Origin of the sequence: Pseudomonas sp. B21-023 (genome assembly GCF_024749165.1) — a bacterium.
Classification (GTDB): Bacteria; Pseudomonadota; Gammaproteobacteria; order Pseudomonadales; family Pseudomonadaceae; genus Aquipseudomonas.
Map to the genome: position 1 here is coordinate 3,724,954 of NZ_CP087190.1, position 22,034 is coordinate 3,746,987.

At 64.9% G+C, this 22,034-nt stretch carries 12 protein-coding genes and 2 tRNA genes; 7 read left to right on the top strand and 7 right to left on the bottom strand.

What is annotated here, in order from left to right; genetic code table 11:
- Window positions 1–144: 144 nt before the first annotated feature.
- Window positions 145–2,202: a hypothetical protein gene (locus tag LOY42_RS16725; RefSeq protein WP_258598510.1), complete on the top strand. Its 2,058-nt coding sequence runs from the start codon at window positions 145–147 to the stop codon at window positions 2,200–2,202.
- Between the two features lie 92 nt (window positions 2,203–2,294).
- Here the strand turns inward: LOY42_RS16725 and LOY42_RS16730 are convergent.
- Window positions 2,295–2,371 (bottom strand) — tRNA-Val (locus LOY42_RS16730).
- Window positions 2,372–2,573: 202 nt separating this feature from the next.
- A tRNA-Val gene (locus LOY42_RS16735) sits at window positions 2,574–2,650 on the bottom strand.
- A gap of 202 nt (window positions 2,651–2,852) precedes the next feature.
- Between LOY42_RS16735 and LOY42_RS16740 the strand changes: the two genes are divergently transcribed.
- Window positions 2,853–4,136, top strand: coding sequence for an FAD-binding oxidoreductase (locus tag LOY42_RS16740; RefSeq protein ID WP_102719452.1), 1,284 nt, complete (start codon window positions 2,853–2,855; stop codon window positions 4,134–4,136).
- 78 nt (window positions 4,137–4,214) lie between these two features.
- Here the strand turns inward: LOY42_RS16740 and LOY42_RS16745 are convergent, their stop codons facing one another.
- Window positions 4,215–4,907, bottom strand: a complete 693-nt coding sequence (locus LOY42_RS16745) for a peptidase C39 family protein (protein ID WP_177486045.1) — start codon at window positions 4,905–4,907, stop codon at window positions 4,215–4,217.
- A gap of 204 nt (window positions 4,908–5,111) precedes the next feature.
- Here LOY42_RS16745 and LOY42_RS16750 point away from each other — a divergent pair, with 204 nt between their 5' ends.
- Window positions 5,112–5,291 carry a hypothetical protein gene (locus tag LOY42_RS16750; protein WP_081941225.1) on the top strand — a complete coding sequence of 60 codons (180 nt, stop codon included), beginning with the start codon at window positions 5,112–5,114 and terminating at the stop codon, window positions 5,289–5,291.
- 96 nt (window positions 5,292–5,387) lie between these two features.
- Here the strand turns inward: LOY42_RS16750 and LOY42_RS16755 are convergent, their stop codons facing one another.
- Window positions 5,388–6,140 (bottom strand): TerC family protein, encoded by a 753-nt coding sequence (locus LOY42_RS16755; RefSeq protein WP_102683332.1) that lies wholly within the window; start codon window positions 6,138–6,140, stop codon window positions 5,388–5,390.
- Between the two features lie 15 nt (window positions 6,141–6,155).
- Window positions 6,156–6,395 carry a hypothetical protein gene (locus LOY42_RS16760; RefSeq protein WP_102683333.1) on the bottom strand — a complete coding sequence of 80 codons (240 nt, stop codon included), beginning with the start codon at window positions 6,393–6,395 and terminating at the stop codon, window positions 6,156–6,158.
- 131 nt (window positions 6,396–6,526) lie between these two features.
- On the opposite strand from LOY42_RS16760, the gene nhaR reads away from it, so the two are divergent.
- The 3 genes from nhaR (at window position 6,527) to LOY42_RS16775 (ending at window position 9,467) form a co-directional block, all read left to right on the top strand.
- On the top strand, window positions 6,527–7,420 hold the full coding sequence (nhaR, locus tag LOY42_RS16765) for a transcriptional activator NhaR (protein ID WP_110698522.1): 894 nt from the start codon (window positions 6,527–6,529) through the stop codon (window positions 7,418–7,420).
- Between the two features lie 72 nt (window positions 7,421–7,492).
- Window positions 7,493–8,704, top strand: coding sequence for a serine/threonine transporter SstT (sstT, locus tag LOY42_RS16770; RefSeq protein WP_139671996.1), 1,212 nt, complete (start codon window positions 7,493–7,495; stop codon window positions 8,702–8,704).
- 124 nt (window positions 8,705–8,828) lie between these two features.
- Window positions 8,829–9,467: a YceH family protein gene (locus LOY42_RS16775; protein WP_102683336.1), complete on the top strand. Its 639-nt coding sequence runs from the start codon at window positions 8,829–8,831 to the stop codon at window positions 9,465–9,467.
- Window position 9,468: 1 nt separating this feature from the next.
- Here the strand turns inward: LOY42_RS16775 and LOY42_RS16780 are convergent, their stop codons facing one another.
- Entirely contained in the window at window positions 9,469–9,660 is a 192-nt protein-coding gene (locus LOY42_RS16780; RefSeq protein ID WP_023631521.1) for a hypothetical protein, read from the bottom strand.
- Window positions 9,661–9,826: 166 nt separating this feature from the next.
- Here LOY42_RS16780 and LOY42_RS16785 point away from each other — a divergent pair, with 166 nt between their 5' ends.
- Window positions 9,827–10,291, top strand: a complete 465-nt coding sequence (locus tag LOY42_RS16785; protein WP_046856235.1) for a DUF1348 family protein — start codon at window positions 9,827–9,829, stop codon at window positions 10,289–10,291.
- Between the two features lie 350 nt (window positions 10,292–10,641).
- On the opposite strand, the gene LOY42_RS16790 is transcribed toward LOY42_RS16785, so the two are convergent.
- On the bottom strand, window positions 10,642–21,468 hold the full coding sequence (locus tag LOY42_RS16790; RefSeq protein WP_258598517.1) for a peroxidase family protein: 10,827 nt from the start codon (window positions 21,466–21,468) through the stop codon (window positions 10,642–10,644).
- Window positions 21,469–22,034 lie beyond the last annotated feature (566 nt).

Here is a 22,034-nt window from a genome sequence, read left to right on the forward strand (position 1 = left end):
GATTCGAAGGGGCGGATTCTAGCATGGCCCGGAACATCCCCTCATGGCACTTCTGTCGCAGGCTTTGTCTGTTGCCTTCGGTAATCGACCTGGCCGAAGATGTTGCCGCACCACAATGGACAGACAGCGATACAAGGACTCAGGTTGGAACCTTCAAACGCCACAGTCACCACCGCAAGCATGCCCGAACTGCCGCAGGAGTGGCCCTCGCACCTGCAACCCGAAGCCAGCATCACCCCCGACACGCGCATCTACCCGCGCACGACCTTCGTGCTTGATTTCGCGATGCCGGCGCAATCCTTCGAACAGCTGTGCTGGTGGCTGCTGAGCAAGGAACAACCGCTTGGCGGCTGCCACCGCCTCGGGAAAAGCGGCACCCGGCAAGGCGGCATCGACCTGTTCGCCCAGGACGAGGAGAGCCCCGACCAGCTGAACGTCTTCGAATGCAAGGCCTGGAAGGACTTCACCGGCACCGAGCTGACGGGAGCAATCGATGCCTTCCTGAATGGCCCCTGGCCTTCGCTCACGCGCTCGTTCACCCTGATCCTCGCGCAGCGCGAGATCGGCACGCTGGCCAGTCGCTGGATCGGCGAGAAACAACGCCTGAAAGCGGCAGGTATCGAAGGGCAGCTGTGGACCGCCCACGACCTGACGCAGAGACTGCAGCAGCATCCCGACGTGCTGTCGAAGTTCTTCCCTGGCGCGCATATCGAGACGTTTGGCAACCTGTGGATGGAACGCGTAGGGTTCACCGAGCTGGTTGCCAAATCCATCTTCGACCCACGCCCCTACGTGGCACGCAAAGCCAGGGCATTCGTAGAACGCCCAGGCAGGCTGAGCGACCACCTGGCCGCCGCCAGGCATGCGCCCGACAGCGCCTGCAGCCCCGATGCCTTCACCCGCATCGGCCATCACGGCCGTCACTGGTACTACCGCGGGCCTTGGTTTTCGCTGAGCGTGTTCCTGCCGGACCTTACCGCGTCCCGCGCCACCGCCGCCTTCGACTTCCACCAGCACGACCTGCGCGGCGTGACGATCACCGTCAGCCACGAATGGCTGCTCGAGCGCTTTCTGTTTGCCAGCGGCGCGCCACTGGACAGCCAGTCGCGCCCGTTCATCGTCGGGCTGATGCCAGGCGACAAGGACCGTTACCTGATCGACCTGCCCAGCAGCCGGCTGATACTCGAAGAACCCGTGGTGCAGGCACTTGCCGATGTCGCCGACGCGCTCACCGTGGTGATGCGCGACACCTTGCAGGCACTGGAGCGCAGCCTGTCCGCCAGCGGATTTCCGTTTATCGCCCACGGTGGCTCGCACCGGGTGAAAATCGGCTCGCTGCGCAAGCGTGCCTGGAGCTACATCGCCCGCTTCTGCGAGGCGCACGACTACGCCGCAGGCACAAGCCCCTGGCACATGTTCGACGCCCACCCAAGCATGCTCAAGCCCTGCCACGCACAGGCAACCGACCGTCACGACAGCGGCTACCACGCGGTGATCACCACCCATGCGTCGACCGAGGCATTCTCCAGCGATTGGCTAGACCTGCTGTGGACGCCCCACGACCTCAGCGAACGCGAACCGTCAGCCAGAGGCTGGTGGCCTTGCCAGGACACACTGGACTGGCTCAACCAGGAACTGCTGCCACAGGTCAGGCGCTGGACCTGGGAGCGCGAATTCGGCTCACGCTGGCGTCGGTTGCGCTACGCCAGGGAAGCTCGGAGCTTCGCAGGCTATCTGGATTATCTGCTGACGATCGGGGATGTACGCGAACAAGCACTGGTAGCACAAGGCCGCTGGCAGGCGGACCTGCCGTACGCCATCAACCGACTCGAGCGTTACTATGCAAGCCGCTCGGCAGGGCACATCGACAAGGAAGATGTCGTCAACCTGTACCGCGCAGTCGCCATGATGGCAGGCCACAAGCGAGGGCTGCCCAGGTATCTTGCCCTGTCGCTGAGCCTCGAACCGACAGAGGATCACGACACGCTGATGGCATCGATTCACCACCACATCGAGACATCAAAAACAGTCGTCAACAATACAGTGGTCGAATATGCGCTAAGGGCCCTGGGCGCTCAGTTCGAGGGGGCAGACAGCCCTTTGCAGGCCAATGAACGCCAGCAGATGCTGGACTGGCTGCTGCCGTTGGCACATACGTGCGATGACGGTGCGCTGGTGCGACGCCACAGCAGCAAGCGCTAAGGCCGTACCAGGGCGACCGAGGAAAAACACCGCAAGCGTCTTTTCTTGCGCAAACAAAAAGGGCGATCCTTGCGGATCGCCCCTTTCTGATTTGGTAGGCACAATTGGACTCGAACCAACGACCCCCACCATGTCAAGGTGGTGCTCTAACCAACTGAGCTATGTGCCTGTCGTGTGGTGCGCATATTAGTGATCGACTGCGCACCTGTAAAGCGTTTTTTTCAAAAAAATCAAAAACTTTGCGAAATTTATCCGAACCGCCCCAGTGACCTGCGGGCAAGGCTTTTACCGGCCGATCTCGCATACGGCTCGCCCGCTGGAAGCGACCAAAAGCAAAAAGGGCGATCCTTGCGGATCGCCCTCTTCTGATTTGGTAGGCACAATTGGACTCGAACCAACGACCCCCACCATGTCAAGGTGGTGCTCTAACCAACTGAGCTATGTGCCTGTCGTGTGGGGCGCATTCTACCCGATCCAGATACCCTGTCAACTGTTTTTTTCACGCTAAGCTACTGAATCTTAAACTATTTATAGAAAGGTCGAGGCTCAGGGGGGCGTAAAGGATTTTCACCGGACGACTAGCGGGTGTTTATTATTATTGATAGCATCGGTACATTCGTTAAAAATATAAAACACGAGGTCCCTCGAGCATGGCTAACACCCCCTACCCCCAGTCCTACTACGCCGCCTCGGCCAACCCGGTGCCGCCACGTCCGGCGCTGCAGGGTGAGGTGGAAACCGATGTATGCATCATCGGTGCCGGCTACACCGGCCTGTCCAGCGCCCTGTTCCTGCTGGAGAACGGCTTCAAGGTGAGCATCGTCGAGGCCGCCAAGGTCGGTTTCGGCGCCTCGGGCCGCAACGGTGGCCAGATCGTCAACAGCTATAGCCGCGACATCGATGTCATCGAGCGCACCGTCGGCCCCAAGCAGGCGCAACTGCTCGGTCAGATGGCCTTCGAGGGCGGGCGCATCATCCGTGAGCGCGTGGCCAAGTACAACATCCAGTGCGACCTGAAGGACGGCGGCGTGTTCGCCGCGCTGACCAGCAAGCAGATGGGCCACCTGGAATCGCAAAAACGCCTGTGGGAACGCTTCGGCCACAACCAGCTGGAGCTGATGGACCAGAAGCGCATCCGCGAAGTGGTGGCCTGCGACAGCTATATAGGCGGCATGCTCGACATGAGCGGCGGCCACATCCACCCGCTGAACCTGGCCCTGGGCGAAGCCGCCGCGGTCGAGTCGCTGGGTGGCATCATCTATGAGCAAACCCCGGCCGTGCGCATCGAGCGTGGCGCCAACCCGGTGGTGCATACCCCGCAGGGCAAGGTGCGCGCCAAATTCATCATCGTCGCCGGCAACGCCTACCTGGGCAACCTGGTACCGGAGCTGGCTGCCAAGTCGATGCCCTGCGGCACACAGGTGATCACCACCGAGCCGCTGGGCGAAGAACTGGCCCGCACCCTGCTGCCGCAGGACTACTGCGTCGAGGACTGCAACTACCTGCTCGATTACTACCGCCTGACCAGCGACAAGCGCCTGATTTTCGGCGGTGGCGTGGTGTACGGTGCGCGTGACCCGGCAAATATCGAGGCGATCATCCGCCCGAAGATGCTCAAGGCCTTCCCGCAGCTCAAGGACGTCAAGATCGACTACGCCTGGACCGGCAACTTCCTGCTGACCCTGTCGCGCCTGCCGCAGGTCGGCCGCATCGGCGACAACATCTACTACTCGCAGGGTTGCTCGGGCCACGGAGTCACCTATACCCACCTGGCCGGCAAGGTCTTGGCCGAAGCCCTGCGCGGCCAGGCCGAGCGCTTCGACGCGTTCGCCGGCCTGCCGCACTACCCGTTCCCGGGTGGCCAGATGCTGCGTGTGCCGTTCAGCGCCATCGGTGCCTGGTACTACAGCCTGCGCGATCGCCTGGGCTTCTGATGTAAAGCCATCGCGGGGCAAGCCCGCTCCCACAAGGCCATCTTGTGGGAGCGGGCTTGCCCCGCGATCATTTCAGCCTCACCGTCCGAGGCTGATGACAGCCTGCTTCGCCGCGATCTCCTGCCCCGAACGGGCCAGTTCATCCGCTGCCTGCAGCCAGCGCTGGCGATCCACCTGGGCCGGCAACTGTCGCGGCGATTGCACCAGCACCGCCCAACGCCCCTCCTTGCCCCACGCCGACTCGAAATCGTCGAAAGCCATCAACTGGCGCCGGTGCATGCCCGAGCGCAGCAATACCCGCTGCTTGTAGCGGTCATAGCCGATCAGCACGGCATAACGCGGCTCGCTCCACCACGCCGAACCTTCCTGATAACGCAGCAGCACCGGGTAACCGGCCGCCACCTGGGCGAGCAAGGCATCCAGGTGTTTGTCCAGCGGGTAGACGACCCTGCCGTATTCACGGGCAACCCGAGGGATGCCGGTTTCCAGCGAATCGGCGGCGGCAGGCAGGCCCAACGACTTGTCGAGCAGGCCCGGCGTGATCGGTGCGCCCTGCTGCGACAGCACGGCGGCCAGGGCCATCGAGCCACTGTGGTTGGCGTTGCCGCCGTAGAAGGGAACGCTGCTGATCTCGACCCGCTGCGGCAGGCCCTTGAGCGCGGCCGGTGGCGTGCCGGCGCAGCCGGACAGGGTCGCCGCCACCAGGCAGGCGGCCAGCAGGCGACGTGGGCCCTGGGCCCGAAACTTGGAGAGCTTTTGCAACGTGGACACTCGCTTGTTCCGCGGCCAGGCAGGCAGCGCCCGGCCAAGAAGCCGATCATAGGACGCCGGCGCCTGCGGGTATAGCCCGATGCGGGCTTGGAACGAAACGGCCCAAGGACTAGACCTTCGGTCAATGGAACGTCACAGCCGACAGGCTAGACTAAAGCAGTGTCTGGATGGCGAGCCTGGCTTGCCAGAGAGAAGGAGGCACGCATGAGCCTGACAATGGCGATTCTAATGCTGGTCGGCATGTGGCTGAGCGTCGCGGCCGCCATGCTCTGGGGCGTACTGCGCATCGTGCGCCGGCATGCACACCCACATCACCTGCCCCCTCAGGCCCTGGTCAAACCACAACCTGTGCGCCGTGCGCGTCGGCATGCCGGGGCCCATTGAGCTGAAGCTTTCCTGAAACGCATCGCGGGGCCAGCCCACCACCACAAGATCCATGTCCTGTGGCGGCGGGCTGGCCCCGCGATGGTTCACGCCAGATCAGCCCTCGGCAGCCTCACGCTTCAAGCGCGCCCGGCGGGCCATGATGTTGAGGATCTCGATCGCGGTCGAGAACGCCATGGCAGCGTATACGTAGCCCTTCGGCACATGGGCACCGAAGCCTTCGGCGATCAGCGTCATGCCGATCATGATCAGGAAGCCCAGGGCCAGCATCACCACGGTCGGGTTGTCGTTGATGAACTTGGCCAGCGGGTCGGCGGCCACCAGCATCACGATCACGGCACTGATCACGGCGATGATCATGATTGGCAGGTGCTCGGTCATGCCCACGGCGGTGATGATGCTGTCGATCGAGAAGACGATGTCCAGCAGCAGGATCTGGAAGATCGCCGCAGTGAAGCCGATGGTCACGACGTGGCCGGCCTTGGACTCTTCCTTGGCGCCATGTGGGTCGACACTTTCATGGATCTCCTTGGTCGCCTTCCACAGCAGGAACAGGCCACCGGCAATGAGGATCATGTCCTTCCACGAGAACGTGTGGCCGAACACCTCGACCACAGGCTCGGTCAGCTGGACGATCCAGGCCACGGTGCTGAGCAGCGCCAGGCGCATGACCAGAGCCATGCTGATACCGATGCGCCGCGCCTTGGAACGATAGGCCTCGGGCAGCTTGTTGGTGAGGATGGAGATGAAGATCAGGTTGTCGATGCCCAGCACGACCTCCATGGCCACCAGGGTGGCGAGGGCTACCCAGGCGGTGGGGCTTGCGGCGAGTTCCAGCAAATATTCCATTGGTCAGTCCTGCTCTCAGATGTCCTGGGTGTCTTTCTTGTCGTCTTCGGCCTTGGCTTTCTCGCCATCGCCACCGATGGCGTCGCTCAAGGCCTGCTGGGCGGCGTCATTGGTCTTGTCGATGGCCTGCTTGGCCGTTTCAGCCGCCTGGTCAAGCATCTGCTGGGCGGATTTCTCGGCCTGGTCGCAACCGGACATGGCAAACAGGGCCAGTGCCAGTACCAGCGGTGTGCCAATGGATTTGAGTTGTAGCATGAGGTCCTCGCTTGTCGAATGCCGGGCGGCGCGTCATGCGCCTGATGGGGTGGCATTCTAGAGGGACTGAAACATCCGGAAAATTCGTATTTTCAGCGTGTATACTTCGATTTTTCCGAATCGAGGCAGGCATGCTCAACTATCGCCAGCTCCACTATTTCTGGGCGGTGGCCAAGACCGGCAGTATCGCCCGCGCCAGCGAACAGCTCAACCTGACGCCGCAGACCATCAGTGGCCAGATCAGCCTGTTCGAGCAGACCTGGAATCTGGAGCTGTTCCAGCGCGTCGGGCGCCAGCTGGAACTGACCGAGACCGGGCGCCAGGCCCTGGCCTACGCCGAGCAGATGTTCCAGATCGGCGGCGAGCTGGAGGCCATGCTGCGCGCCGGGCCGCAGGAGCAGATCCTGTTTCGCGTGGGGGTGGCCGATGTGGTGCCCAAGTCCATCGTCTATCGCCTGCTGGCACCGACCATGGAGCTGGAGGAGGTATTGCGCATCAATTGCCGCGAGGACAAGCTCGAACGCCTGCTCGCGGACCTGGCGATCCAGCGCCTGGACCTGGTGATTTCCGACAGCCCCATGCCCAGCCACCTGGGCATCAAGGGCTACAGCCAGAAGCTCGGTGAGTGCGGCCTGAGCTTTTTTGCCACTCAGGCATTGGCCGAGCGCCTTGATCGCCCCTTCCCCGCCTGCCTGGACGACGCGCCGCTGTTGATCCCAGGCCAGGAAACCGTGCTGCGCAGCCGCCTGTTGCGCTGGCTGGCCGAGCAGCAGGTACAGCCGCGGATCGTCGGCGAATTCGACGACAGCGCGCTGATGCAGGCCTTCGGCCAATCGGGCAGCGGCATCTTCGTGGCCCCCAGCGTGATCGCCGAGGAGGTCTGCCGCCAGTACGGCGTGCGCCTGATCGGCCAGACCGAGGCGGTGAACGAGTCGTTCTACGCCATATCGGTGGAGCGCAAGGTCAAGCACCCGGGGATCCTGGCGATCACCGAAGGCGCGCGGCGGGAGTTGTTTCACTGGTAGGCCCGCGCCTACAGGAGCCAGCGCGGTCTGTGGTAAAGTCGCGCGCTTTCACGTAACTGGATTGCGCTGCACATGACCCCCATCCTCCGCCTCATCAACCGCACCGGCCTGGTGACGCAGATCTGCATCGGCCTGGTGGCCGGCATTGCCCTGGCCCTGCTCGCCCCCGCCGTGGCCCGCGAGCTGGGGTTCCTCGGCAAGGTCTTCGTCAGCGCCCTGAAGGCCGTGGCGCCGATCCTGGTGTTCATCCTGGTGATGGCCTCGATCGCCAACCATCGCCATGGCCAGGAAACCCATATCCGCCCGATCCTCTGGCTGTACCTGCTGGGCACCTTCGCCGCTGCGGTAGTGGCCGTGGTGGCCAGCATGCTGTTCCCGTCGAACCTGGTGCTGAGCACCGGCGAGGCCACGCTGAGCGCGCCCGGCGGCATCACCGAGGTGCTGCAGAACCTGTTGCTCAGCGCCGTCGACAACCCGATAAACGCACTGCTCAATGCCAACTTCATCGGCGTGCTGACCTGGGCCATCGGCCTGGGCGTGGCCCTGCGCCATGCCGGTGACACCACCCGCACCGTGGTCGAGGACCTGTCCAACGGCGTGACCCTGATCGTGCGCGTGGTGATCCGCTTCGCCCCGCTGGGCATCTTCGGCCTGGTCAGCGCCACCCTGGCGCAGTCAGGGCTGGATGCACTGCTTGGCTACCTGCACCTGCTGGCCGTGCTGATCGGCTGCATGCTGTTCGTGGCGCTGGTGATGAACCCGCTGATCGTATTCTGGAAGATCCGCCGCAACCCCTACCCGCTGACCCTGCTGTGCCTGCGCGAGAGCGGCATCACCGCGTTCTTCACCCGCAGCTCGGCAGCCAACATCCCGGTCAACCTGGCACTGTCGGAGAAACTCGGCCTGCACGAGGACACCTATTCGGTGTCGATCCCACTGGGCGCGACCATCAACATGGCCGGTGCGGCAACCACCATCACCGTGCTCACCCTGGCCGCCGTGCACACTCTGGGCATCCCGGTCGACCTGCCGACCGCGGTGCTGCTCAGTGTGGTGGCCGCGGTCTGCGCCTGCGGCGCCTCGGGTGTGGCCGGTGGCTCGCTGCTGCTGATCCCGCTGGCCTGCAGCCTGTTCGGTATCCCCAGCGAGATCGCCATGCAGGTGGTGGCGGTCGGCTTCATCATCGGCGTGCTGCAGGATTCGGCCGAGACCGCGCTGAACTCCTCGACCGACGTGCTGTTCACCGCCGCGGCCTGCCAGGCCATGGAGCGGCCCAGCACCTGAAGCCCCAGCCGTGCCAGCTCCCACGCCACAGGGGAGCTGGCTTGGCCGGCGACGCCAGCGGTGATTGCTTAAGCCCGGCGCTTTACCTAGGCTAAGGGCCTTTTCCTCGCAATGAGACAGGGCCATGTCAGAACACGAAACCACCCGCGAAGGCCGTTTCAACAGCATCGAGATCCGCGTGCTCGGTTCACTGATCGAGAAACAGGCCACCAGCCCGGAAACCTACCCCCTGACCCTCAATGCCCTGGTCCTGGCCTGCAACCAGAAGACCAGCCGTGAACCGGTGATGAACCTCTCCCCCGGCCAGGTCGGCCAGGCCCTGCGCGCCCTGGAGAACCAGGAAATGGCGCGCCTGCAGATGGGCAGCCGCGCCGACCGTTGGGAACAGCGGGTGGACAAGGGCCTGGAGCTGGTGCCGGCGCAGCTTGTGCTGATGGGCTTGATGTTCCTGCGTGGCCCACAGACCCTCAGCGAACTGCTGACCCGCAGCAACCGCCTGCATGAATTCGAGGATGTCGATCAGGTCCAGCACCAGCTCGAGCGCCTGGTCTCGCGGGGCCTGGCCTTGCACCTGCCGCGCCAGGCCGGCCAGCGCGAAGACCGCTACACCCACGCCCTGGGCGACCCGGCCGAGATCGAGGCGATCCTCGCTGCCCGCCAGCAGGAAGGCGGCACGCGCGCCAGCGCGGCGGACGAGCGCATAGAGGCGCTGGAAGCACGGGTGGCGGCGCTGGAGGCGCGCCTGGCCCAGCTCGAAGGTTGACTCAAGGCTTTTCGGCGTCGGGGAAGTTACGGCAACTCTTGCGTTCGGCCAGCTCCCGCTCACTGGGTCGCTGGTCGACGAACACAGTGCGGCCGTCGGCGTAGATTTCCAGGTAGCCCCAGTGCAGGTCCTGCTCGGTCTGCCCGGGCTTGGGCGGGACGAGCCACCAGGGTTCGCGGCTGATCAGGGTCATGGCGGGCTCCAGCGAATGTCTGGGGTAACTATAGACAGGCGTGCCAGGCGGGATTGTTCCTCCAAGAGCAATTATGAAGTGCCCAGGGCACCGATTCTCCCCGCCAGCCGACCGGACTACTCTCGGTTCTGCAAACCAAGCCCACCGACCTTGAGGATTGACCACGATGTCCCGCCCACCATTGCCCCCGTTCACCCGTGAAACCGCCATCGAGAAAGTCCGCCTTGCCGAAGACGGCTGGAACAGCCGCGACGCCGCCAAGGTGGCCCTGGCCTACACCACCGACACCCACTGGCGCAATCGCGCCGAATTCTGCAGCAGCCGCGAAGAGGCCCAGGCCTTCCTCACCCGCAAGTGGAACCGCGAGCTCGAATACCGCCTGATCAAGGAGCTCTGGGCCTTCACCGACAACCGCATTGCCGTGCGCTACGCCTATGAGTACCGCGACGACAGCGGCCAGTGGTACCGCGCCTACGGCAACGAGAACTGGGAGTTCGCCGAGGACGGCCTGATGCGCAATCGCCACGCCAGCATCAACGAACAACCCATCAGCGAAGCCGAGCGCAAGTTCCGCTGGCCACTGGGGCGCCGTCCGGACGATCACCCGGGCCTGAGCGACTTCGGCTTCTGAAGCCCGACACCGGATCAGCGGGGCCGCTCCACGGCCCCGTTTCAGGTTTGGGAAACGGACTACGCGGTCTGGGGAAACAGTGAGCGCAGCGCTGCCAGACTTTGCGGCGAATCCACTTCAGGACAGCCCGATGACCCTCCTTGATGCCTTTTTACAGCGTCGCCGATGGTGCCCGGACCGTGCTGGGCAAGGCCAGCCCCGGCGCAAGGTCCGGGTCGGCGAAATGATCAGTCTGCGCAGGGTCGATGACCAGACGGCCGGCGTGCGTTCCTAGGCTGTGTGTTTGGATGAAGTGGAGCAGCAAGCAAAGACCTGGCGCAGCGCCGCTGACGCGACGCTGCGCCATTGCCTCAGGACGCCAGGATAAAGTCCGCCGCCGTCACGCTGGTCGCATCCCCCACCCCGACCAGGCGGATGGAGTCAGGCCCACCGAAACTCACCAGCGTATCGGCGCCCACATCGGCAATGCTGACGCTGCCGGCAAAGGTCGCCGCGGTAATGCTCAGTGCCGTGATATCCAGCCGGTCCTGGCCGCCTGCCGGGGCGGCGTCGAAACCGAACACCTGATCGGTGCCGAAGCCCGCCGCGAACTGGAAGATATCGTTGCCGTCGTTGGCGACCAGCGTGTCGTTGCCAGCCCCGCCACTGACGATGTCGTCACCGGCACCGCCATCGACGAAGTCATTGCCGTTGCCACCCTGCACCACATCGTTGCCGCCCCCGCCCAGCACCGTGTCGTCGCCATCGCCACCGGCCAGCACATCGATGCCGACGCCACCATCGAGGTTGTCGTTGCCGGCCCCGGCCTGCAGCGTATCGTTGCCAACGCCGCCATTGAGCGTGTCGTTGCCGTCACCGCCGTCGAGGCTGTCATCGCCACCACCACCGTTGAGGCTGTCCGCGCCAAGGCCACCGATCAACTGGTCGTTGCCGGCATCGCCATTGAGCGTGTCGTTGCCCGCGTTGCCGATGAGGGTGTCGTTACCACCGTCGCCCGTGAGCGTATCGTTGCCGACACCGCCGGTGATGACGTTGTTCAGCCCGTTGCCGGTGCCGACGAAATTGCCAGCGCCGGTGTAGGTCAGGTTCTCGACGTTGGCACCCAGGCTGTAGCTGGCCAGCGCGGTCAGCACGGTGTCGGTACCACCACCGCCTGCCTCGACCACCACATCCGAGGCAGAGTCGACAATGTAGGTGTCGTTGCCGGCACCGCCTACCATTCGGTCACCACCTGCCCCGCCATCGAGCCGGTCGTTGCCGGCAGCACCCGTGAGGGTGTTGGCCAGTGCGTTGCCTAAACCTGCGAAGTTGCCGTTGCCGGTGTAGGTGAGGTTCTCGACATTGGCGCCCAGTTGGTAGCTGAGCAGGCTGGTCTGCACCAGGTCGGTGCCGCCACCGGCCACCTCGATGACACTGTCGCCTACATTGTCGACCACGAAGGTGTCGTTGCCGAGGCCACCGTCCATGGCGTCCGCGCCAAGGCCGCCGTTGAGGGTGTCGTTGCCGTCCTCCCCGAACAGGAAGTCATCGTCGTCGCCGCCGTTGAGGATGTCGTTGCCCACCCCGCCGAACAGCTGGTCGACGGCCCCCAGGCCATTGAGCGTGTCGTTGCCGCCCAGGCCACGCAGCACATCGTTGCCGACGCCACCGGTGAGGGTATTCGCCGCATTGGTACCCACCAGCGTGACGCCACTCAGCAGGCGCACCGCGGTGGTCGCCGCGGAGGTCACCGTCTCCTGGGCGCCGAAGCCGTCGGTGTAGCGCACGATCACCCGCAGTTGCTGGTTGCCCTGGGCGAAGCCCGGGGTGTAGCTAGCTGCGGTGGCGCCGGCGATGTTGACGAAGTTGCCAGCCACGCCCTGCTGCCACTGGAAGCTGAAGGCCCCCAGCCCGTCGAGGTCGGCGATGCCGGCGGTTGAGGCAGTCAGCAGTTGCCCCTGGTCCGGCGTGGTATCGCTGATCAGCACCGCGCCGGTCGGCGCGTCGTTGACGTTGGCCACCGGGCCGAGGATGTCGCTGGCGGCGCGCTCGGCCACGCCGAAGGTGTCCACGTAGCCCACCTGCACCCGCACATGCTGGCCGACCTGGGGCTGGCCGAGGGTAAAGGTACTGGCAGTAGCGCCGCCGATGTCAAGCCAGCCCCCACCGTTGTTCATCTGCCATTGGAAGGTGAACGGCGCGCCACCGATACCATCGGCGTCGACGATGGTAGCCGGGTTGGCGGTCAGTACCTGGTTCTGCGCCAGCAGCCCGGCCACGGCGGGCCCGCTGCTGGGCGCGCTGTTGGCCGACGAATCGACAATCTCCAGAGTGCCCTTGGCGTCCTGGTAGACCGCACGTACACGAATGTTCAGGCCGGCGACATCGTCCGCCACCCGATAAGTGCTGCCGGTCACCCGCGAGGCTTCGCCGGCGGCAACGAAGGTGATGTCCTCATACACGCCCGTGCCGGGGATGCTCTCGACCTGCCAGTAGTAAGCCACCGGCCCGTTCAGCGCGCCGTTCGGGTTGCCCGCGCCCTGGTTGTCGGCATCGTGCACCGCCAGGTTGCTGACCCGCAGCAGTTGGCCCGCGACCGGTGTGTCATCGCGCAGGCCGCTGGCATCGTCGACGATCGCCAGGTGACCGGTAGGGCCGTTGTTGATGGCGCTGCCCACGCCCGAGGCCAGGGCGCCGTCGGCGAACTGCAGGCGCTCGATGCCAGTCAGGCGGTCGGCGCCGTCGCGCCCGACCACCGTGTCGGTGACGATCACGGTGTTGCCCTCGATGACGATACGGTAGTCGGTGGCAATGCCCGAGAACAGCGCGGTGTCGTACTGGTCGGTACCGCTGAGGATCTCCCGCACGATCACCAGCTGGCCGGGGTTGTAGGTGCCCTTGAGCATCAGTGGCACCATCGGTTCCATGCTGTCGAACGAAGCGATTTCCGCCCCGCTGCCGTCGTTGTTGGCACGCACGCTGATGCGCACGTTCAGCCACTTGTCGCCATCGAGGATGTCGTCGCCGCCACGCCCTTCGATCAGGTCGCTGCCGCTGCCGCCGAGGATGATGTTGCCGCCGTCGTAGAAGGTCGCGCCGGCGCGCAGCAGCCCGGCCAAGCCGTTGATCAGGCTGATGTTGGTGAGCACGCTGCCGGTGGCCCCGGCAGTCGGCAGCGAGGTGGCGTCCTCGTTGTCGCCGCGCAGGAAGTCGCCATGCGCCGAGCCCGAAAGGCCTTCCATGATGTCGAAGCGCACCAGCGCCGAGGCCCCCGAGCCCGGAACCGGCGGCACATCGAAGAAGCGGTCGCTGTAGTCGATGCTCACGCCCTGGGCCAGGCCCTTGAAGGTTGCCCAGTCATAGCCCGAGCCGCCGATGTAGCGATCGCCGAAGCCGAGGCTGCCGACCATGATGTCGTCACCGCCCTCGCCGTTGAACTTGTCGTTCTCGTTGCCGCCGACGAACACGTCGTTACCGATCACCGGGTCGTTGCCAAGCGGGTCGAAGTTGTCGCCGGGAGCCCCGTCCGAGGTACCCTTTTCGATCCAGTCATCGCCTTCGTTGCCCATGTCCTGCTCGTTGGCCTTGCTGCCGAGGATGAAGTCGTTGCCCTGGCCGCCGATGGCTTCGGAGGCATCCTCGCCGGTGACGATGAAGTCGTTGCCGAAGCCGCCGATGATCAGGTTGACGCCATTGCCACCATGCAGCACATCGTTGCCGTCTCCGCCCTGGATGTTGTCGTCGCCGCCCATGTCGCTGATGATGTCGTCGCCGGCGCCACCGCGCAGCTGGTCGTTGCCGTAGCCCCCTTCGATACGATCGTTGCCGCCATCACCCCAGACCGTGTCATCACCTTCGCTGGAAACGAGGATGTCATCGCCCTGGGTGCCGCCCAGCACGATGTGCTGGTCACCGGCATAGCGGATGTAGTTGCTGTCGGGGCCATCGGTCAGCGGGCTGTCGCGGAACACCACTTGCTGGCCGTTTTCACCCAGCGGGTCGGCGTTGCCCAGGCCATCGTTGTACTGCTTGTCGCGATCCAGTTCCAGGTAGAAACCGGGATCGGAGAACACCAGCCCCGGCAAGTGGGTGGCCGAGGTGTTGGCCATGATCAGCTTGGCGAACGAGTTGCTCTCAAGCTCCGCGTTCATCGACAGGCCGGCGGTGCGCTCCAGGTAGTAGAAACGGTCGCCGTCCTGGAGTTTCTCCAGCTGGTTCTCGAACACGAAATTGAAGGTGCTGCCGAGCATGCCGCCGAACGGCGTCTTGGCCTCGGCCAGACCGCCGATCCACAGGTCGATGGCATCGACGCCGGTCACCGTCACACCCTTGAGGTCATCGGCAGTGCCCATCACCCCATCCTTGCCGGCCAGGGTCACGTTGGCCCAGGTGCCGCTGCCGTTGAGGAAGTCCAGGCGGTCGCTCGGCGCGCCAGCGCCGCCGAATACCAGGGCCAACGCCGCGGCACGCTTGTCGTCCAAGGTGATGGCCGAGGTGATGCTGCCGTGGGTGCCATAGGCTGCAATGAAGTTGATCAGCGACTCCGGATGCTTCAAGTGCTGCACCAGGTCGACCCAACTGGTATAGGGCTTGAGCTGGGTGTCTCCGGTCTGCCCGAAGATGTCGCGGCGCACGGCGTTGAGCGATGGGATGCCGACATCGCGGCCACGGGCGATGTTGATCGCCGGCAGGTCCAGTGGCAGGCCGAGCAGGTTGTTGCGCAGCGCCTCGGTGACGAACTCGTCGATCTCGTTGCCGGCCTGGCGGGTCACCCCACGCACGATGGCGCTGGTCGCCTCCTCCGGCGTCACGCCGCTGGCGGCATACGCCAACGGGTTGAGGAATGCCGCGATCAGGCCGAGCTGCTGCTCGGGGTTGGCGCTGGTCGGGTCACCGATCACTTTGAAGTCGATGTCGAAACGGTCGACGGTTTCGGTCAGCATCGAGTGACCGAAGCGGTACACGGTGTGCGCGAACTCGGCGACGATCGAGGCATCGAGGTCGACGTCGTAGACCTGGGTCGGGGCGAAGAACAAGTCCACGCGCGGCTGGATGGTACGGGCAAACTCCTCGAACACCAGGTGCTGGTACTGCATCTCGGTGCCGAACTTGGCCGCCTGGAACAACCGCTCGCCGTTCCACACCAGCGCATCGACCTCTGCCTGGCTGACAGGCAAGGCGCTGACCGGCGCGAGCAGCCATTCGTTGAGGAAGGCCAGGTCGCCCGAGTCGAGCACGGTGTCCTGGGTCTGCGCTACCAGCCGGTTGTGCTCGGCATGGAAGATCGCATGCACCGCCGTCAGACCGATGTTCTCGTTGACCCGGCCATCGCCGGCGATGTAGTGGGCGTCCAGCAGTTCGTTGTCGTAGGCCAGGTTGGCGCCGGTGTGCGGGTTGACCGGCACGGCATTGCCGGTGGCAGCGTCGGCGTCGGGGGCCAGCACTCCACCGGTGAACACTGGCACGGCATTGTGGGCGATATCGGCAAGGAACTGGTGGCCGGTGCGCACCGCGTTGGTCAGGTCGATCGGCGCCAGCGGGTTGCCCTCGACCAGCACGTCGTCAGCAGTGCCGCCCAGGCCGTCGGCGCCCTTCATCACCACCATCGGATAGCCATGCGGCCCTTTGATGAAGTTGCCATAGGCGTCGGTGGCCAACAGCGGCACATTGTCGACGTCGGCGTCGGTGAGGCGGAGGCCGAGAATGTCGTTGGCCTGGGCCTTGACCACCTTCCAGGTGGCCATGCCACCGATCTCGCTGTCGTCGCCGGTACCGAACTTGCCGTCGCTACCCAGGTCGCGGTTGGTGATCAGCCGGCCAGTGGCGATGGGACCGCTGGCGGTGAGCTGGTAGCCACGCAGGAACACCTGGTGCGAGGGGTGCGAGCTGTAGGTCTGGTTCTGGTCCACGAAGGGCGTGGTGGTGTTGCTGTGCTCATGGATGTCATCGGCGTTGCCGAGGATGCCGTCCGGCCCTGGCAGGTTGGTGGCTCGGGTCAGCACCATGAAGTTGGCGGCGCCGCCTGGCACGTACAGCGGATCGTCCGGCTGCAAGGGGATGAAGATGGTCCCCGAACCGCCCTTGGTGACCAGGTCCAGGCCATGGTCGAAGAACTGGCCGAAGAAGGTCATCCAGGCATTGAATGGCGCCGACAGCCCGGCATCCGCCGCAGTGTTCTCGAACAGGAAGACATCATGGTCGTCGCCGGTGCCGAACTGGCCGTCCATACCTGGGCTGGCGACCACCCGCACACCGTCCTTGAGCTGGTCGTCGTTGCCGGGGGTGCCGAAGTCCAGCACGCCGTTGGCGCCGGGGTCGTAGGCGCTGGCGTAGGCCGCCGGGTTGTTCGAAGTCTGGTCGACGATCAGGTTGCTGATGGTGCGTGGCTGCGAGTCGAACACGTAGCCGCTGGTCTGCTGGTAGGACGAGCCGGGAATGGCCGGCGAACCCGGACCGAAGAAGCCGGCGGGCGCGCCCTCGGCAGCGTTGAACACCGGGTCGGTCAGACGCGGGAAGACATGGTCGGCGGCGCCGTAGCCGGTGTGGTCGTGGCCATTGAGGTTCATCAGGTTGTTGTTAGAGCCGTCGACCGCACGCAGGCCCAGGGGCGCGCGGATGTTGGGGATCAACGAGAGTATGTCCTGACCGGCGGCGTGCGCCTCGGCAATCTTGATCTGGGCCAGGATGAAGTTGAGGTCGGAGCGGACCATGTGCAGGCCATCGCCCCCCGCGCTGGCATCGACCACCGGCGTCGGCGCAGTCGGCACCATGGGGGCGCCGGCCTCGACCACGCTGGTGGGCGCGCTGAACAGCACCTCGGTGGTGCCATGGCCGTCCTGGTAGATCGCCTTGACCCGCAGCGACAGCCCGGCCAGGTCCGGCGACACCTTGAACGCGGTGCCATCGGCGCTCTGGAACGCCAGGTCGCCGGCCGGCAGCAGGATGATGTCCTGGAACACGCCGCTGCCGGGGTCGGCCTCGAACTGCCAGAAGTAGGACACCGACGCGTTGGCCAGAGTACCCAGCGGGTTGCCCGCTGCGACATTGTCGCCATCGCGCACGCCGGCCATGCTCACGCTGAGGATATCGCCGACGGTGATCGCACCACCGTTGCCGTCGCTGAGGCTCGGGCTGCCGGTCGGCTGCGCGTTCAGCCCTGGCACCAGTACGCGCTGGGCATCGGCGAACTGCAGGCGCTCGATATGCAGCAGGGTATCGGTGCCGTCACGACCGGCCACGGTGTCGGTCACGGTCCACACATCGTCCGCCAGGTCGGCGGTACCACGGGTGTCCTGGGTCACCACGTACTCGGCCTGCACCCCGGAGAAGACCGCGGTGTCGAAGGCGGCGCCGCCGGTCGAGGTGCCGGGCAGGATCTCGCGGATGGCCTTGAGCTGGCCCGGGTTGTAGGTGCGGTCGAGCATGAACGGGATCATCTCGACCATGCTGTCGAAGCTGGCAATCTCGGGCCCTGTGTGGTCGACGTCATCCGCGGCGTAGACCGCGATGCGCACGTTGAGCCACTTGTCACCATCGATCAGGTCGTCACCGCCACGGCCTTCGATCAGGTCGCTGCCATTGCCGCCCAGCAGGATGTTGCCGGTGGCGAAGCCGGTAGTCGGCAGCCCGGCGTCGGCGAGGAACTGCGCCAACCCGCGGATCAGCGCAACATTGCTCAGGGCGCTGCCCGTCGTGCCACCATGGTTGAGGATGGTCACCGCATCGACGTCATCGCCCTTGAGCACGTCGGCGAACCGCGAACCGGACAGCCCTTCGACCTCGGCGAAGCGGTCGAGGATCGACGCCGGCGAGGCGCCGACCGGGTTGAACACCCCGGCGTTCTGGTTCGGCGCGTTGCCATGGGGCTGCGCCAGCGCGGCCAGGCTCAGGTCGGCGGTGACGCCGACCTGGTCGTTCTTGTAGGTGACCCAGTCGAAGCCGGACATGCCGTCCATCTTGTCCTGGGCATCGCTGCCGACGAAGATGTCGTCGCCGCCCTCACCGATCATTTCGTCGAATCCGCCGCCACCGACGAAGATATCGTTGCCCACCACTTCATCGGTGAGTAGCGGCGCGAAGTTGTCGCCCGGTGCGCCGTCCTGGGTGCCCTTCTCGATCCAGTCGTCGCCCTCGTTGCCGGTGGGCGGCAGGTTGGTCTTGGCGCCAAGGATGAAGTCGTCGCCCTGGCCGCCGAAGGTGGTGCTGATGTCTTCGGTGGTGATGATGAAGTCCTGGCCATCGCCGCCAAGGATCAGGTTGCCGGCAGCAAGCATGCTGCCCGCCACGATTACATCGTTGCCGGCGTTGCCCTCCAGGCGGTTGTCGCCGAACGCATCGGTGATGATGTCGTCGCCTGCACCACCGAGGACGGCGTCGTTACCGGCGCCGCCCTCGAGGTAGTCGTTGCCGCCATCGCCATACAGCGTGTCGTCGCCTTCGCCGGAGATGATGATGTCGTCGCCCGAAGTACCGCCGAGCACCACATGGTCTTCGCCGGTGTAGTGCAGGTAGTTGCTGTCAGCGCCCTCGGTATCGGGATTGTCGCGGATCACCAGCGGCACGATCTCCACGCCGTTGATCTGCAGGCCGCCGGTAGGATCGGCGCGACCGTCACCGCCCAGCCCGGTGAACTGGTTGGCCTGGTTCACCTCCAGGGTGAAGGTCGGCGTCAGGAACACAGTGTTGGACAGGTGGGTGACATCCGAGTTGGCCATGATCAGCTTGGCGAACGAGTTGTTTTCCAGCTCCGCGCCGAAGTTCAGCCCGGCGGTACGCGCCAGGTAGTAGAAGCGGTCGCCGTTCTGCAGGGCCTCCAGCTGGGTCTCGAAGACGAAGTTGAAGGACGAGCCGAGCATGCCGCCGAAGGGCATCTTCTGTTCGGCCAGGCCGCCCACCCAGAAGTCGATGGCATCGACCCCGGTGACCGTCACCGCGGTCAGGTCGTCCGCGGTGCCCAGCACGCCGTCCTGGCCGGCCTTGGTCACATTGGCCCAGCTGCCGGTGCCATTGAGGAACTCCAGGCGGTCGGCGGGTGCGCCGCTGCCCCCCAGCACCAACGCCAGCGCCGCGGCGCGTTTGTCGGCCAGAGTCGCCGCCGAGGTGATGGTGCCATGGGTGCCATAGGCGGCGATGAAGTTGACCAGCGACGCCGGGTGCTTGAGGTGGTCGGCAAAGTCGACCCAACTGATATAGGGCTTGAGCTGGCTGTCGCCGGTCATCGCGTAGAACTCGCGCCGCGCCTCGTTGAGCGAAGGGATACCGGTATCACGACCACGCGCCAGGTTCAGCGCCGGCAAGTCCAGGGGCAGGCCTAGCAGGTTGTTGCGCAGTGCTTCGGTGACGAACTCGTCGATCTCGTTGCCGAGCTGGCGGGTCACGCCGCGGATGATCGCCCCGGCCGCCTCATCGGCGGTGGCACCGCTGCCGGCGAAGGCCAGCGGGTTGAGGAAGGCGGCGATCAGGCCCAGTTGCTGGTCCGGGTTGTCCGGGTCGCTGAGAATCGGATTGAACGCCGGGTCGAAGCGGTCGACGGTCTCGGTCAGCATCGAGTGGCCGAAGCGGTACACCACATGGGCGAACTCGGCGAGGATCGCCGGGTTGATCGAGGTGTCATAGCCGTTGGGCGCGAGGAACTCGTCGATCTGCGGCTGGAGGGTACGGGCGAACTCCTCGAACACCAGGTGCTGGTACTGCATCTCGGTACCGAACTTGGCAGCCTGGAACAGGCGCTCGCCGTTCCACACCAACGCAGCCACCTCGGCGGGCGTGGCGGGCAGTGCGACCACGTCGATGGCCAGCCACGCGTTGAGAAACGCCAGGTCGCCGGAGGCAAGCACGGTGTCCTTGGTCTGCTGGACCAGGCGGTTGTGCTCGGAGTGGAACACGTGGTGCACGGCGGTCAGGCCGATGTTCTCGTTGACCCGGCCGTCACCGGCGATGTAGTGGGCGTCGAGCAGTTCGTTGTCGTAGCTCAAGTTGTTGCCACCCGGGCCCATGGGCTGGGCATTGCCCACGGTAGTATCGGCGTCGGCCTGCAACACTCCGCCGACCAGCACCGGCTCGGCGTTGTGGGCGATGTCGTCGAGGAAGCCGTGGCCCGTGCTCACGGCATTGGCCAGGCTTATGGGCGCGGCGCGGTTGCCTTCGACCAGCTGGGTGACGTCATCGGCGGTCCCGGCAATGCCGTCGGCACCATTGCCCACGCGGATCACCACCTGCGGCATGCCGTTGGGCCCGCGCAGGAAGTTGCCATAGGCGTCGGTGGCCAGCAGTGGCACCCGATGCACGTCGGCGTCGGTCAGGTTGATGCCGAGAATGTCGCGGGCCTGGGCCTTGACCACGGCCCAGGTAGCCATGCCGCCATTCTCGGCATTGCCGTCGTCGCTGGTGCCGAACTTGCCATCGGCGCCCAGGTCGCGATTGGTAATCAGACGCCCGGTCGCCACCGGATGGCCGCTCGCGTCGAGGGCGTACTCGCGCAGGAACACCTGGTGCGAGGGGTGCGAACTGTAGGTCTGGCTCTGGTCGACAAAGGGCGAGGTAGTGTTGGGCTGGCCATCGTCGGCGGTGCCGAGCACGCCATCGGCGCCAGCCGTGCGCACGGCACGCGACAGCACCATGAAATTGGTCGGACTGTTGGCCACGTAAAGCGGATCATCAGGTTGCAACGGGATGAACACGATCTCGCTGCTGCTCTTGGTGACCAGGTCCAGGCCATGGTCGAAGAACTGGCCAAAAAAGGTCATCCAGGCGTTGAAACCGGCGGTCAGGCCAGCGTCCGGCGACTGGTTGGGGATGAAGAACACTGCTTTGTCGTCCGCGGTGCCGAACACCCCGTCGATGCCGGGGCTGAGCACCGGCGCAGCACCGCCGTTGGCCTCGACCGCGGCCGGGTTGCTGGCCGTCTGGTCGACGATCAGGTTGCTGATGGTGCGTGGCTGGCTGTCGACCACCATGCCGGTGCCGGCATAGGCCGCCCGGTACTGGGCATCCATCAGGCGCAGGAAGGCGTTGTCGGCGGCGCCGAATTCGCTTTGCCCGGCCACCAGGTTGTTGTAGCTGCCATCGACGGTGCGCAGGCCAAACGGCACCTGGCTGTTGGGCAGCAGGTCGATGAGGCTGGCGCCGTTGGCATGGGCCTCGGCGATGAAGATCTGCTGGAGGATGAATTGCAGGTCGGACTTGCTGAAATTGGCCATGTTGGCTGACCTCGATCTGTCGGGCGGCGGGCAGGCGCAGGCGCTCGCCACGCCCGGTCATTGGCGTGCACGGTTATGCGGTTCGGTTGTCTAGTGGCGAACACGGGCTCAGCCCGCCGCGCGGGATGCGAACCTGGAATTCGCGGGGTTCAGGGCTCGCCGACGATCAGGCGCGGCGCTCCCGGGCGGTGGGTGGGCCATGGTTTCGCGAGTGGGAGGGGAACGTCCTGTAGAGCCCATTCACTCGGCACAAGAACAGGAAACGAGTCATGTTCTGCTCCTACAGGAATGTCGACAGAGGATTCGCGGAGGGGTCGGGGCGACAGCAGGCCTGCGGCGAAAGTTCCCACGAACTGATTAAGACTAAAGTTGCGCTGCAAAATCTTGTCAATATTTCGTCAGCAAAAAAACCTTGCCAGCGATAATGGTTATCAACCCACTGTTTTTAATAGGAACTTGAAGGAACCGATAGAGCAAAAAGATATTACAGGATGTTTCTGAGGCACCTACTCTGCTGCTTGTGGGCTGCTTGCACTGTATTCGGAAAACGCGCCAAAAGAGCGACC